We start from the raw sequence: 14,877 nt of genomic DNA on the forward strand, positions 1-14,877 counted from the left end.
TCACTACAACATCCAAGGAGTATTCATGCTGGGCTTGATGCAGAGTCAACCATTGCTGATTTCGTCGCTGATCGAATTCGCAGAGCGCCACCACGGCGACGCCGAAATCGTGTCCCGACGGGTGGAGGGGGACATCCATCGCTACACGTACCGCGACCTCGCCGCACGTGCCCGCCGCCTGGCCAACGCGCTGGATGACCTGAAGCTCCAGTTCAGCGACCGGGTGGCCACGCTGGCCTGGAACGGCTATCGCCACATGGAGATGTATTTCGGCGTGAGCGGATCGGGCCGCGTGCTGCACACCGTCAATCCACGCCTGCACCCCGACCAGATCGCCTGGATCATCAACCACGCAGAAGACCAGGTGATGTGCTTTGACACCACCTTCCTGCCCCTGGTGCAGGCGGTGCACGCCAAATGTCCCACCGTCAAGAAATGGGTCGCCCTGTGCGATGCCGACAAGCTGCCGGCCGACACCGGCATCCCCGGCCTGACCAGCTACGAAGCCTGGATTGGTGCGCAGTCTTCGGACTACGCATGGCCTGAGTTCGATGAGAACTCAGCATCGAGCATGTGCTACACCAGCGGCACCACAGGCAACCCCAAGGCCGCGCTGTACAGCCACCGCTCCACCACGCTGCACGCCTACGCTGCGGCGCTGCCTGATGTCATGTGCCTCTCGGCCCGCGACTCGGTGCTGCCCGTGGTGCCCATGTTCCACGTCAATGCCTGGGGCATTCCGTACTCGGCCGCGCTCACTGGCTGCAAGCTGGTGTTCCCCGGCCCGGCGATGGATGGCAAGTCGATTTACGAATTGATCGAAGCGGAGAAGGTCAGCTATGCGGCGGGTGTGCCTACCGTGTGGCAGATGATGCTGGGCCACATGAAGCCTGGGGGCCTCAAGTTCTCCACACTGCGCCGCACGGTGATCGGCGGATCGGCTTGCCCGCCCGCCATGATCCACGCCTTCAAGGAAGACTACGGTGTGGAGGTGCTGCACGCCTGGGGCATGACCGAGATGAGCCCGCTGGGTACGCTGTGCACGCTGAAGAACAAACACCTCGTCATGTCCAAGGACGAGCAGATGAAGATCCTGCAAAAGCAGGGCCGTGCGATCTATGGTGTGGACATGAAGATCGTGGGTGGCGACGGCAACGAGCTGCCCTGGGACGGCAAGACCTATGGCGATCTGCTGGTCAAGGGCCCCTGGATCGTGGGCAGCTACTTCAAGGGCGAGGGCGGTGACCCGCTGGTGCGCGACGCGCAGGGCAGGGGCTGGTTCCCCACGGGTGACGTGGCCACCATCGACGCCGACGGCTTCATGCAGATCACCGACCGCAGCAAGGACGTGATCAAGTCCGGTGGCGAATGGATCAGCTCCATCGACATCGAGAACATTGCAATGGCCCATCCCGCCATTGCCATGGCAGCGTGTGTGGGTATGCCACACCCCAAGTGGGACGAACGCCCCATCGTGGCCGTGGTCAAGCGGCCTGGCGCAGAGGTGACGCGCGAAGCGCTGCTGGCCTTCTACGAAGGCAAGACGGCCAAGTGGCAGATCCCTGACGACGTGGTGTTTGTCGATGCCATTCCGCTCGGTGCCACCGGCAAGATGCTCAAGACCAAGCTGCGTGAGCAGCTCAAGGATTACAAGCTTCCCGGCCTGTGATCAGGGTGGGGCAATGCATGTGCGCGCATCGCTTGCGAGCGCCTTTTTTTGCACTGCCCCAGGCTGGTGCGCGCTCGGGGGAGCGCAGCGCCAGTCACGTGTGCGACGCTGGTAGGGGCAATCCCTGAGCATCGCTTTGTTGCAACGCGGTACGCTGCGTTGTGTCGATTTACAAGGAGACAAAAGCATGAAGTTCGCTATTAAGGCTGTAGCAGCCTCGGTAATCTTGGCAAGCGCTGGCGGGGCCTTCGCTCAAAAGGGCGAGACGGTCAAAATCGCCTGGCTCGACCCCCTGTCTGGCCTGATGGCAGCCGTGGGAACGAACCAGCTCAAGAGCTTCCAGTTCATCGCTGAAGAGTTCAACAAGAAGAACCCTGCCGGCGTCAAATTTGAAATCATCGGCATCGACAACAAACTCAGCCCGCAGGAAACCACCAGCGCCCTGCGCTCGGCCATGGACCAGGGGGCGCGCTACGTGGTGCAGGGCAACGGCTCTGGTCCCGCACTGGCCATCATGGACGCGCTCGAAAAGCACAACGCACGCAATCCCGGTAAGGAAGTCCTGTTCCTGAACTACGCTGCCGTGGACCCAGACCTCACCAACAGCAAATGCAGCTACTGGCACTTCCGTCTGGATGCAGACACCTCCATGAAGATGGAAGCGCTGACGACCTACATGAAGGACCTGCCAGAGGTCAAGAAGGTCTACCTGATCAACCAGAACTACTCGCACGGCCACCAGGTCTCCAAGTTCGCCAAGGAGATGATGCAGCGCAAGCGCCCCGACGTGCAGTTTGTGGGTGACGATCTGCACCCCCTGGCCCAGGTGCGCGACTTCTCGCCCTACATCGCCAAGATCAAGGCGTCGGGCGCTGACAGCGTGATCACCGGCAACTGGGGTTCTGACCTGGCACTGCTGATCAAGGCCGCCAACGACGCGGGCCTGAACAACGTCAACTTCTACACCTACTACGGCTCCGTCACCGGCAGCCCCACTGCCATGGGCTCTGCCGCTGCAGGCCGCGTTTACATGGTGGCTTACGCCCACATGAACCTGCCGGGCGAGCTCAACAAAATCGTGGTGGACTACAAGAAGAAGTTCAACGACGACATGTACACCGGCGCCGTGTACCACGCCTTCACCATGCTGTCCGAAGGTTTCGTGAAAGCCAAGTCCACCGACCCCGTCAAGGTGGCCGCAGCGTTTGAAGGCATGAAGTTCAAGAGCTTCAACGGGGAAGTCGAGATGCGCAAGACCGACCACCAGTTGCAGCAGGGTCTGTTCATTTCCAAGTGGGAAAAGGCCGGCGGCAAGTACCCCATCGACTCGGAAAACACCGGCTACACCTTCGTGCCGCTGAAGTACTACGAGCCCTACGTGGCCAGCACGCCCACGTCGTGCCAGATGAAGCGCCCCTAAATCCGGCGCTGGCGTTTCGGCGCCAGAACTTCGAGGCCCGACGTACTCGGGCCTTTTTTTTCCCTCCGTGATGAAAAATTCCAATGAATCCTGAGTTTTTCGTGATCTCTTTGCTGAACGGCGTGAGCTACGGGCTCCTGCTGTTCATGCTGAGTTCCGGCCTCACGCTGATCTTCAGCATGATGGGCGTGCTCAACTTCGCACACACCAGCTTCTACATGCTGGGTGCCTATTTCGCGTTCACCATCTCCGGGGTGGTGGGCTTCTGGCCTGCGCTGGTGCTGGCACCGCTTGTGGTGTTTGTGCTGGGGGCTGCGTTCGAGCGCTACGCCCTGCGCCGGGTGCACAAGTTTGGCCATGTGCCCGAGCTGCTGGTCACGTTCGGGCTGTCGTACCTGATTTTGGAAGTCGTGCAGCTGGTCTGGGGTCGCTCCACGGTGCCTTACGGCCTGCCAGAGCAATTGCAGGGCCCGCTGTTCTCGCTGTACGGCACGCAGTTTCCCAAGTCGCGTTCGTTTGTGATGCTGGTGGCGCTGCTGATGCTGCTGTCGGTGTGGCTGCTGCTCACACGCACCCGCATCGGGCTGGTGATCCAGGCGGCTCTGAAGTACCCCGAAATGGTGGAAGCGCTGGGCCACAACGTGCCGCGTGTCTTCATGCTGGTGTTTGGTGGCGGTGCCGCGCTGGCGGGCCTGGCGGGCGTGATCGGTGGCAACACCTATGTGACCGAGCCTGCGATGGCGGCGTCCGTGGGCTCCATCATCTTCGTGGTGGTGGTGGTGGGCGGCATGGGTTCGCTGGCAGGGGCCTTCATTGCCTCGCTGCTGATCGGCGTGGTGCAGACCTTTGCCGTGGCGCTGGACTACTCGCTGATCCACGTCTTCAAGGCCGTGGGTGTGGCGGTGACCGACCAGACCTTTGGCTATCCCTTGCTCAAGCTCACGATTTCCCAGGTGGCGCCCATCCTGCCGTACCTGTTCCTTGTGCTGATCCTGATCTTCCGCCCCAAGGGCCTTTTGGGCACGCGGGAGGACTGATGCCATGAATTCAACCACTCATCCTGTCTCCAGTGCCACGTCGCACTACCGGTTCAAGCCCTGGAACGTCGGGCGCTTCGTGATCTGGACGCTGTTTGCCGCAGCACTGATCGTGGCGCCCATGCTGTTTCGCAGCAGCCTGGCGCTGACCATGCTCTCGCAGATCGGCTACCTCATCATCATCTGCCTGTCCTACAACATGTTGTTGGGGCAGGGCGGCATGCTGAGCTTCGGCCATGCCGTGTACACCGGTCTGGGTTCGTTCATAGCCATCCACGCCATGAACATGGCAAGCAAAGGCAGCTTCAGCATTCCGCTGGTGCTGATCCCCATCGTGGGCGGGCTGGCGGGGGCCTTCTTTGCCATCTTGCTGGGCTTCGTCACGACCAAGAAGTCGGGCACCACATTCGCCATGATCACGCTGGGCATTGGCGAGCTGGTGGCTTCGATGGCGCTGATGTTCCCCGAGTTCTTCGGGGGCGAAGGCGGCATCACCACCGACCGCGTGTATGGCCAGTCGTTCTTCGGCATCACCTTCGGTCCTGCCATTCAGGTGTACTACCTGATCGCCGTGTACTGCTTCGTGTGCACTGCGGCGATGTTTGCCTTCACCGGCACACCGCTGGGCCGCATCCTGAACGCAGTGCGCGACAACCCCGAGCGTGTGGAGTTCATTGGCTACAACACGCAGCGGGTGCGCTACTTCGCCTTCATCATCGCGGGCTTCTTTGCCGGCATTGGTGGTGGTCTGGCCACCATCAACTTCGAGATCGTGACGGGCGCCGACAGCCTGAACGTGGTGCGTTCGGGTGGCTACCTGCTGTTCACCTTCCTGGGCGGTGCCACCTTCTTCTTCGGCCCCATCATTGGTGCGGTGTTGCTGGTGCTGGCTTCTGTGCTGCTGTCCGAGCTGTCCAAGGCCTGGCTGCTGTATCTGGGCCTGGTGTTCCTGTTCATGGTGATGTATGCGCCCGGTGGCGTGGCCAGCCTGATCATGATGAACCTGCGCCTGGCCAAGTTTGGCAAGCTGCGCCAGCTGTGGACCTCTTACCTCGCGCTGGGCGGTACTGCTCTGGTGGGTGTGATGGGCGCGGCCTGCATGATCGAGATGACCTACCACCTGCAGCTCAATGCCGCGCTGGGGCCAGAGTTGACCTTCCTGGGCGCCACCCTCAACGCCAAGGGCTTTACCAGCTGGTTTGGCGCGGTGTTTGTGATGGTGACGGGCTTTGCCCTGTTCGAACTCTGCCGCCGCCAATTTGTGCGCCAGTGGAGCAGGATCCAGGAAGAAATAGAACATGAAATCAAGCGCGGGGAGGCTTTGTAACCATGGCGGCTGACAACGCAACCTATGCGCTCGAACTGCGCGACTTGCGCAAGAGCTTTGGCAAGACCGAGATCATCCGTGGCGCCAACCTGGCCGTCGCGCCCGGTGAGCGCGTGGCCATCATCGGCCCCAACGGCGCGGGCAAGTCCACGCTGTTCAATCTGATCAGCGGGCGCTTTGCGCCCACCAGCGGCGATGTGATCCTGAATGGCCAGCGCATCAACGGCATGGCACCGTACGAGATCAACCGGCGCGGGCTCTCGCGCAGCTTCCAGATCACCAACATCTTTCCCAAGCTGTCGGTGTTCGAAAACCTGCGGTGCGGCGTGCTGTGGAGCATGGGCTACAAGTACACGTTCCTGCGCTTCCTGTCGAACCTGCACGATGCCAACGAGCGCGCCAAGCAGCTCATGGAGATGATCAAGCTCGACAAGAAGCGCGACACGCTGGCGATGAACCTGACCTACGCTGAGCAGCGCGCGCTGGAGATTGGCATCACCATCGCGGGCGGTGCCAATGTGATCCTGCTGGACGAACCGACGGCCGGCATGAGCAAGACCGAGACCTCACGCTTCATCCACCTCATCAAGGAAGTGACCGAAGGCCGCACGCTGCTGACGGTGGAGCACGACATGGGCGTGGTGTTCGGCCTGGCCGACAAGATCGCTGTGGTGGTGTACGGCGAGGTGATTGCCTTTGACACGCCCGACAAGGTGCGCGCCAACCAGCGCGTGCAAGAGGCCTATCTGGGCTCGGTCGTTGCGGACGAGCAAGGGGCGGGACACTGACATGCTGAAAATCGAAAATCTCCACGCCTATTACGGCAAGAGCCATGTGCTGCATGGCGTGACCTTTGATGTACAACCCGGTGAAATCGTGGCCCTGCTGGGGCGCAACGGTTCGGGCCGCTCCACCACCGCGAAGGCCATCATGGGTCTGGTGGACTGGGAGGGCACACTCAACTGGAAGGGGCAGGACCTCAATGGCAGGAAGGCCTACGAGATCGCCCACCTGGGGGTGGGTTATGTGCCCGAAAGCCGCGATGTGTTCCCCAACCTCACCGTGCACCAGAACCTGATGCTCGGCCAAAAGGGCAGTGGCAAGAACAGCCGCTGGTCGTTTGACGATATGTACGAGATGTTCCCCCGACTCAAGGAGCGCCAGCACACCGAGGCGGGCGTGATGTCGGGCGGCGAGCAGCAGATGTTGACCCTGTGCCGCACGCTCATGGGTGACCCGGACCTCATCATCATCGACGAGCCCACCGAGGGTCTGGCACCCAAGATCGTCGAGCTGGTGGGGCAGTACCTGCAGACCATCAAGTCGCGCGGCATCTCGGTGTTGCTGATCGAGCAGAAGCTGACCATCGCGATGAAGATCTCGGACCGCGCACTGGTGATGGGCCACGGCTCCATCGTGTTCCAGGGCACACCGGACAGCCTGCGGGCAGACAACTACATCCGCAAGGAATGGCTTGAGGTGTGAAGCCCCCCCTGAGTCGCCTGGCGGCGCCTTCCCCCCATTGGGGGGACGCCCCCAGCGCGGCGGGGCGGCCCTTGCGCGGGGGCGCTGGCCTGCGGCGCGCCAGCTTCACCGACTGAGGTCATGGTGAAGCCTGAGAAGCTGCTCCCATGTCGATCTGCAGAGGTGCCCTGTCTTCGGTGGTGCCTCTTTTTTTTGCCTGTCGGAGTGTGCTCTTTAGGGAATGTCTGAAACCCCCTTGTCCCGCCCGGGACAAATTGACACGCCAAATGGGTTTGAAGTCTCTACAATAAAAACGCACGATCGTTCTTTTTCACTTTCCAAGGAACAACAGCACCATGACCGCTGAATACAAAGTCCACGGCTCCGTTGCCGTGATCACCATGGCCAACCCTCCCGTCAACGGACTCGGTCTGGCGACCCGCCAGGGCATCGTGGACGGCCTTGGCCGTGCCAATGCCGATGCAGCGGTCACGTCCATCGTGATCACCGGTGCCGGTGGTGCGTTCTCTGGCGGCGCCGACATCAAGGAGTTCGGCACCGACAAGTCGCTGCAAGAACCCAACCTGCTGTCGGTGATTGCCGCCATTGAAAACTCGGCAAAGCCCGTCGTGGCCGCCATGCACAGCGTGGCCATGGGTGGCGGGCTGGAGCTGGCCCTGGGTTGCCACTACCGCATTGCGGCGCCTGGCTGCTCGATTGCACTGCCAGAAGTCAAGCTGGGCCTGATCCCCGGCGCAGGCGGTACGCAGCGCCTGCCCCGCGTGATTGGTGTGGAAGCCGCGCTCAACCTCATCGTGAGCGGTGAGCCCGTCAAGAGCGAAATGATCGGCGCCGTGCCCGGCCAGAAGCTGTTTGACAAGATGGCCGCGTCGGCCGAATCGCTGGCCGCAGAAGCCCTGGCGTTTGCCCAGAGCGTGGCCGATGCCCGCCCGCTGCCCCTGGTGCGCAACTTCCCCTGCAAGCACCCCGAAGGCGACGCGTACTTCCAGTTCGCGCGCAACATGGTCAAGGGCATGGCCAAGAACTTCCCCGCGCCCGCCAAGTGCGTGGACGCGGTCGAAGCGGCCACCAAGAAGAAGTTCGCCGAAGGCATGCTGGTCGAGCGCGAAATCTTCATCAACCTGATGTGGACGCCCGAGTCGCGTGCACTGCGCCATTTGTTCATGGCTGAGCGTGCGGCGAGCAAGATCCCTGATGTGGCCTCCGACACCCCCAAGCGCGACATCAAGCTGGTGGGCGTGATTGGCGCGGGCACCATGGGTGGCGGCATTTCCATGAACTTCCTGAACGCCGGCATCCCCGTCAAGATCCTGGAAATGAAGCAGGAAGCCCTGGACCGTGGCGTGGCCACGATCAAGAAGAACTACGAAGCCCAGGTCAAGAAGGGCAAGCTCAAGCAGGACAAGTACGAGCAGCGCATGGCCCTGCTGAGCACCACGCTGAGCTACGACGACTTCAAGGACTGCGACCTCATCATCGAAGCCGTGTTCGAGGAGATGGGCGTCAAGGAAGCCGTGTTCAAGCAACTCGACGCTGTGGCCAAGCCCGGCGCCATCCTGGCCTCCAACACCTCCACGCTCGACGTGGACAAGATCGCAGCGTTTACCAAGCGTCCGCAGGACGTGGTGGGCATGCACTTCTTCAGCCCTGCCAACGTGATGAAGCTGCTGGAAGTGGTGCGTGGCAAGGAGACCGCCAAGGACGTGCTGGCCACGGTGATGGCCATCGGCAAGAAGATCAAGAAGACCTCGGTGGTCTCGGGCGTGTGCGATGGTTTCATCGGCAACCGCATGATCGAGCAGTACAGCCGCCAGGCTGGCTTCCTGCTGGACGAAGGCTGCACGCCCCAGCAGGTGGACAAGGCCATCGAAAAGTTTGGCTTTGCCATGGGCCCGTTCCGCATGGGCGACCTGGCGGGCAACGACATTGGCTGGGCCATTCGCAAGCGCCGCTCCGTCGAACGCGCCGACATGAAGTACAGCCGCACGGCCGACAAGCTGTGTGAACTGGGCCGCTTCGGCCAGAAGACCGGCGCAGGCTGGTACGACTACCAGGCCGGCAAGCGCGACGCGATCCCGAGCGACCTGGTCAACAAGATGATCGAAGACCACCGCAAGGAGCTGGGCATCACGCCGCGCAAGATTTCGGACGAAGAAATCGTGCAGCGCCTGGTGTTCGCCCTGGTCAACGAAGGCGCGCACATCCTGGAAGACGGTATTGCCAGCAAGTCCGGCGACATCGACATGGTGTACCTGACCGGCTACGGTTTCCCCATCCATCGTGGCGGCCCCATGCACTACGCCAGCGAAGTGGGTCTGTTCAACGTGGTGCAGGCCATGGACCGTTTTGCCAAGAACCCGCTGGATGACGCAGCGTTCTGGAAGCCCGCTCCGCTGCTGGCCAAGCTGGCCGCCGAAGGCAAGGCCTTCCAGTAAATAGCCGCGTGCACCCATCTACAGAATCAAAGGAATTCACATGACCTCCGCAGTGATTGTTTCCACCGCCCGCACGCCGCTCGCCAAGAGCTGGAAGGGTTCGTTCAACATGACGCATGGCGCCACCCTGGGCGGCCATGCCGTCCAGCACGCCGTGTTGCGCGCCGGCATCGACGGTGCAGACGTGGACGACGTCATCATGGGTTGCGCCACGCCCGAAGGCGCCACCGGCAGCAACATCGCGCGCCAGATCGCCTTGAAGGCCGGTCTGCCCATCACCGCCTCCGGCGTCACGGTCAACCGCTTCTGCTCTTCGGGCCTGCAGACCATTGCCATGGCCGCCCAGCGCATCATCGCTGGCGAAGCCGATGTGTTCGTGGCCGGTGGTGTTGAAAGCATCTCCTGCGTGCAGCAGGAGATGAACCTGCACATGATCCAGGACCTGGCTCTGGCCAAGCAAAAGCCCGAGATTTACTGGAGCATGCTGCAGACCGCCGAGCAGGTGGCCAAGCGCTACAACATCGGCCGCGAAGCCATGGACGAGTACGGTGCAGGCAGCCAGCAAAAGGCCTGTGCCGCTCAGGCTAACGGCTTGTTCGATGCAGAAATCGCCCCCATCACCGTGACGGCCGGTGTGGCTGACAAGACGCTGGGCCTGATCACCAAGCAAGTGACGGTGAGCAAGGACGAAGGCACACGCGAAGGCACGACGGTGGAGGCCATCAGTGGCCTGCGGTCGGCACTGCCCGGTGGCCTGATCTCGGCCGGCAATGCCAGCCAGTTCTCTGACGGCGCCGGTGCCTGCGTGATCACCAGCGAAGAGTACGCTAGCAAGAAGGGCCTCAAGCCCCTGGGCCGTTTCCTCGGCTTTGCAGTGGCCGGTTGCGAGCCTGACGAAATGGGCATCGGCCCCGTGTTTGCCGTGCCCAAGGTGCTGAAGAATCTGGGCCTCACGGTGCAGGACATCGATCTGTGGGAGCTGAACGAAGCCTTCGCCGTGCAGGTGCTGTACTGCCGCGACAAGCTGGGCATCCCGGCGGACCGTCTGAACGTGAATGGCGGCGCCATCGCCCTGGGCCACCCCTACGGTGTGTCGGGCCAGCGCCTCACGGGCCACGCCCTCATCGAAGGCAAGCGCCGTGGCGCCAAGAAGGTGTGCGTGACGATGTGCATTGGCGGCGGCATGGGCGCTGCGGGCATTTTCGAGGTGCTGTAAGCCATGTCCGGGCAGGCCTCGTCGCCACCGCGCACCGACATCCCCGATGTCGTGGTGTCGCCCGAGGTCTTCCTGGCCATGGGGCGTGAGGTACTGGCATCGCAGCCGTTCAGCATCCTGGTGGGGGCGCGGCTGCATGCCTTGTCCCCAGGGCAATGCGAGCTGCACCTGCCCATCACGCCCCAGTTGCTGCAACAGCATGGTTTTGTGCACGGGGGCGTGCTGAGCTATGTGGCCGACAACGCCCTGACCTACGCGGGAGGCACCGCCATGCGGGTGCCCGTGGTGACCTCCGAGTTCAAGATCAACTACCTGCGCCCTGCGGTGGGCGAACTGCTCATCGCCCGTGCGCAGGCGGTGCACCATGGCCGTGCGCAGGCGGTGTGCCGCTGCGATGTGTTGGTGGTGCAGGCAGGCACCGAAAAGCTGTGCGCCGTGGCGCAAGGCACCATTGCCGCACTGCCACCGCGCGAAGACGCGGCACCGTCGCCCGCTGGCGCCTGATGTTGGCAAGGGATGGGAGCATGTTCCTCCTCACTCCTGCGCCGTTTACTCCTTATTTGATAGCTGCTGGCGCATGATTTATCTGCGCCTGGGGCTGTTTTAACCCTGAAATGCCATGAGCCTACGTCCCACCGTCGATTTCCTGCTCTACCAGTGGCTGAACGCCGAGAAGCTGCAAGCCCGCGAGCGCTTTGCAGACCACTCCCGCGAGACCTTCGATGCCGTGCTCGACACCTCCGAGCGCATCGCCCGCGAGAAGTACGCGCCCTTCAACCGCGTGGTGGACACCGAAGAACCCCGCACCGAGACCGAGCCCGACGGCACGCTGCGTGTGGTGCTGCCGCAAGCCACCTACGAAGCACGGCGCGCCTACGCCGAGTCGGGCCTGCTGAGCGCCGCGCAGGACTACGACATTGGCGGCATGCAGCTGCCCTACACGGTGGAGGCTGCGGCCAACAGCTTTTTCGCGGCCGCCTCGATCAGCATTGGGTCCAACCTGCTGACCTCGGGCAATGCCAACCTGCTCATGGTGCATGGCACCGACCTGCAAAAGCAGGTGTTTGCGCTCAATGAATTCAACGGCCGCTGGTCGGGCACCATGTGCCTGTCGGAGCCACAGGCGGGCTCGTCCCTGTCCGACGTGGCCACACGCGCCGTGCCGGATGGCGAGGGCTTTGAGAGCGACCCGCTCGGTCCCCGCTACCGCCTCAAGGGCAACAAGATGTGGATCAGCTCGGGCGACCATGAGCTGACCGAAAACATCGTGCACCTGGTGCTGGCCAAGATCCCGGGGCCAGACGGCAAGCTGGTGCCGGGCACCAAGGGCATCTCGCTGTTCATCGTGCCCAAGAAGCTGGTGGACACCAACGGCCAGCTGACCGGCGTGCGCAACGACGTGGCGCTGGCGGGCCTGAACCACAAGCTGGGCTGGCGCGGCACCACCAACACGCTGCTGAACTTTGGCGAGGGCAAGTACCCCGTGGATGGCCAGGCAGGCGCCGTTGGCTATCTGGTCGGCCAGCCCGGCAAGGGCCTGCACTGCATGTTCCACATGATGAACGAGGCGCGCATTGGCATCGGCATGGCCGCCACCATGCTGGGCCTGGCCGGCTACTACGCCAGCCTGGACTACGCCAAGAACCGACCCCAGGGCCGGCCCGTGCAGGGCCCCAAGGACGGCGCGGCTGCCGTGGTCAAGGACGCCGCCCAGCCCCAGGTGCGCATCGTCGAGCACGCAGACGTCAAACGCATGCTGCTGGCGCAAAAATCGTATGGCGAGGGCGCCTTGGCGCTCAACCTGTTCTGCGCGCGGCTGGTGGACGAGCAACACACGGGCGATGCCGCTGCGGCCGACGAAGCCCGCCTGCTGCTGGAGGTGCTGACCCCCATCGCCAAGAGCTGGCCCAGCGAATGGTGCCTGGAGGCCAACAGCCTGGCCATCCAGATCCACGGTGGCTACGGTTACACGCGCGACTTTCCGGTGGAGCAGTACTGGCGCGACAACCGCCTGAACATGATCCACGAAGGCACCCACGGCATCCAGGCCATGGACCTGCTGGGCCGCAAGGTGCTGATGGAAGGCGGTCGTGGCCTGCAACTGCTGGCCGGGCGCATCAACGCCACCATCGAGCGCGCCATCCAGGTGCCCGCGCTGGCTGCCCACGCCAACGCGCTGGGCAAGGCGCTGCAGGACGTGGGCGCGGCCACCAAGGCCGCCTGGGCCACGGGCCAACCCGCTGATGCGCTGTCCAACGCCGTGCCCTATATGCAGGCCTTTGGCCACACGGTGCTGGCCTGGGTGTGGCTGGACGTGGCGCTGGCCACCCTGGCGGCCGATGCAGCCCTGGCGCAGCCCGCCAGCGTGGGCCGCATGGGCGCCATGCGCTTCTTTTTCCATTACGAGCTGCCCAAGATCGGCGCCTGGCTTCAAGTGGTCAGCACGCGCGACGCGACCTGCGCCAGCTTTCCTGAAGAGGCGTTCTGATGGCGGCTCTGAGCACGTTGCAGCGCTTGCAAAAGCTCATCTGGGTGCTGATCTACGGCGGCCTGCTCACGCTGGTGCTGGGCATTGCCACCGCCCGCACCGATGCGGCCACGGGCTGGGTGCTGATGGTGGGCGGGGGCGTGGTGGCTGCCGTGGGCGTGGTGCTGATCGCCGTGCGTGCGCGGCTCAAGGCCGACCCCCAGGGCTGACGCTGCGGCACCGCTGTAGCCACCTGGCCGGCCCCGTGCGGAGCGGACGCGGCGGCGACACAATGCAGCCTTCTGGCGCCGCACAATGGCTGCCTGTATTCCACCCCCTGGCTGGCGCATCCCAGCGCCGGGCTGTGGTCCGAGAACATCCATCGACTGGCAAAAATCCAAGGAGACATTCACATGACACGCACCATCCAACAACTGTTTGACCTGACGGGCAAGACCGCCCTGGTGACCGGCGGCTCGCGCGGCCTGGGCCTGCAACTGGCCCACGCGCTGGGCGAGGCGGGCGCCAAGATCGTGCTCAGCTCGCGCAAGGCGTCTGACTTGGAAGAAGCCACGGCCGACCTGCAAGCCGCAGGCATCGACGCGCGCTGGATTGCCGCCGACTGCGCCAAGGAAGAGGACATCCGTCGCCTGGCCGACGAGACCTTGCAGCGCCTGGGCCATGTGGACATCCTGGTCAACAACGCAGGCGCGGCCTGGGGCTCTCCGGCTGAAGACCACCCCGTGGAGGCCTGGGACAAGGTGATGAACCTCAACGTGCGTGGGTACTTCATCCTGAGCCAGCACATCGCCAAGCACAGCATGATCGGCCGCCGCAGCGGAAGCATCATCAATGTGGCGTCCATCGCCGGCCTGGGCGGCAACCCCAAGGGCATGAACACCATTGCTTACAACACCTCCAAGGGCGCGGTGATCAACTTCACCCGGGCGCTGGCGGCCGAATGGGGGGCCTACAACATCCGCGTCAACGCGATCTGCCCGGGCTTCTTCCCGAGCAAGATGACGGTGGGCACACTCAAGGCCATGGGCGAAGAAGCGCTGGCTGCCCACGCCCCCCTGGGTCGCCTGGGCGATGATGAAGACCTGAAGGGCCTGTGCGCGCTGTATGCGTCGGATGCGGGCAAGCACATCACCGGCCAATGGCTGGCGGTGGACGGCGGCGTGAGCATTGTGACTGGAGGGTGAACATCCCCCTGAGCGGCTGCGCCGCTTCCCCCTTCTCTCGAATCGCTGAGCGATTCGGGAAGGGGGACGACGCAATCGCTGCGGGGCGGCCCTTGCTCTGCGTCCCTCGCCTGCGCCGCGCCCGTTGCGACCTACATTTCCAAAGGAAAAAACCTTGATTAGTTTTGGTGTCGAAATCCCCTTTGTCAGCCACCTGGGCTTCACGCTGCACCGCATGGAGGACGGCGAGTCCGAGCTGCGTTACGAAGCCAAGCCTGAGCACCTGAACTCGTTTGCCGTGACCCACGGTGGCGCGTCGATGACGCTGCTGGACGTGACCATGGCGACGGCCGCGCGCAGCGTGACGCCGGACATGGGGGTGGTCACCATCGAGATGAAGACCAGCTTCATGCAGCCCGCGCGCGGGCCGCTGGTGGCCAAGGGGCGATTGATTCACCGCACGGCCACCATGGCGTTCACCGAGGGCACGGTGTACGACGCCCAAGGCAAGGTGTGCTGCCACGCCACCGGCACGTTCAAGTACGTCAAGCGCCTGCCGGTGGACGGGCGCAATGTGAATGATCTCAAGGTCATCTCCACCGACTGAGCCAGTGGTTGAGGTCGCCAACAGGTTTTA

Annotated in this window: 13 protein-coding genes; all 13 read left to right on the plus strand. The window is 63.3% G+C overall.

The features are described from left to right. The first annotated feature begins 25 nt into the window (after window positions 1-25). The 13 genes from C8C96_RS14575 (at window position 26) to C8C96_RS14635 (ending at window position 14,847) form a co-directional block, all read left to right on the plus strand. Window positions 26-1,669 (plus strand): 3-(methylthio)propionyl-CoA ligase, encoded by a 1,644-nt coding sequence (locus C8C96_RS14575; protein ID WP_121942753.1) that lies wholly within the window; start codon window positions 26-28, stop codon window positions 1,667-1,669. 187 nt (window positions 1,670-1,856) lie between these two features. Then, window positions 1,857-3,089 (plus strand): branched-chain amino acid ABC transporter substrate-binding protein, encoded by a 1,233-nt coding sequence (locus tag C8C96_RS14580; protein ID WP_056063523.1) that lies wholly within the window; start codon window positions 1,857-1,859, stop codon window positions 3,087-3,089. An 83-nt stretch (window positions 3,090-3,172) separates the two neighbouring features. Further along, window positions 3,173-4,126 (plus strand): branched-chain amino acid ABC transporter permease, encoded by a 954-nt coding sequence (locus tag C8C96_RS14585; protein ID WP_056063520.1) that lies wholly within the window; start codon window positions 3,173-3,175, stop codon window positions 4,124-4,126. 4 nt (window positions 4,127-4,130) lie between these two features. Next, window positions 4,131-5,453 (plus strand): branched-chain amino acid ABC transporter permease, encoded by a 1,323-nt coding sequence (locus C8C96_RS14590; protein WP_056746259.1) that lies wholly within the window; start codon window positions 4,131-4,133, stop codon window positions 5,451-5,453. A 2-nt stretch (window positions 5,454-5,455) separates the two neighbouring features. Further along, entirely contained in the window at window positions 5,456-6,241 is a 786-nt protein-coding gene (locus tag C8C96_RS14595; RefSeq protein WP_015014388.1) for an ABC transporter ATP-binding protein, read from the plus strand. A 1-nt stretch (window position 6,242) separates the two neighbouring features. Next, entirely contained in the window at window positions 6,243-6,938 is a 696-nt protein-coding gene (locus C8C96_RS14600; RefSeq protein ID WP_056063513.1) for an ABC transporter ATP-binding protein, read from the plus strand. Between the two features lie 335 nt (window positions 6,939-7,273). Then, window positions 7,274-9,373 carry a 3-hydroxyacyl-CoA dehydrogenase NAD-binding domain-containing protein gene (locus C8C96_RS14605; RefSeq protein WP_121942754.1) on the plus strand — a complete coding sequence of 700 codons (2,100 nt, stop codon included), beginning with the start codon at window positions 7,274-7,276 and terminating at the stop codon, window positions 9,371-9,373. 40 nt (window positions 9,374-9,413) lie between these two features. Then, window positions 9,414-10,589: an acetyl-CoA C-acyltransferase gene (locus C8C96_RS14610; RefSeq protein WP_121942755.1), complete on the plus strand. Its 1,176-nt coding sequence runs from the start codon at window positions 9,414-9,416 to the stop codon at window positions 10,587-10,589. 3 nt (window positions 10,590-10,592) lie between these two features. Next, window positions 10,593-11,093, plus strand: coding sequence for a PaaI family thioesterase (locus C8C96_RS14615; RefSeq protein WP_233584239.1), 501 nt, complete (start codon window positions 10,593-10,595; stop codon window positions 11,091-11,093). A gap of 115 nt (window positions 11,094-11,208) precedes the next feature. Next, window positions 11,209-13,077: an acyl-CoA dehydrogenase gene (locus C8C96_RS14620; RefSeq protein ID WP_121942756.1), complete on the plus strand. Its 1,869-nt coding sequence runs from the start codon at window positions 11,209-11,211 to the stop codon at window positions 13,075-13,077. Continuing rightward, window positions 13,077-13,286: a hypothetical protein gene (locus C8C96_RS14625; protein ID WP_121942757.1), complete on the plus strand. Its 210-nt coding sequence runs from the start codon at window positions 13,077-13,079 to the stop codon at window positions 13,284-13,286. Before C8C96_RS14620 ends, C8C96_RS14625 begins: the two co-directional genes overlap by 1 nt. A 183-nt stretch (window positions 13,287-13,469) precedes the next feature. Then, window positions 13,470-14,261 (plus strand): SDR family oxidoreductase, encoded by a 792-nt coding sequence (locus C8C96_RS14630; RefSeq protein ID WP_056063500.1) that lies wholly within the window; start codon window positions 13,470-13,472, stop codon window positions 14,259-14,261. Window positions 14,262-14,415: 154 nt separating this feature from the next. Continuing rightward, a complete protein-coding gene (locus C8C96_RS14635; RefSeq protein ID WP_056063497.1) occupies window positions 14,416-14,847 on the plus strand; it encodes a PaaI family thioesterase in 432 nt (143 codons plus the stop codon). Window positions 14,848-14,877 lie beyond the last annotated feature (30 nt).

The sequence above is a fragment of the Acidovorax sp. 100 genome, from assembly GCF_003688355.1.
In the GTDB taxonomy this organism is placed as follows: domain Bacteria; phylum Pseudomonadota; class Gammaproteobacteria; order Burkholderiales; family Burkholderiaceae_C; genus Acidovorax; species Acidovorax delafieldii.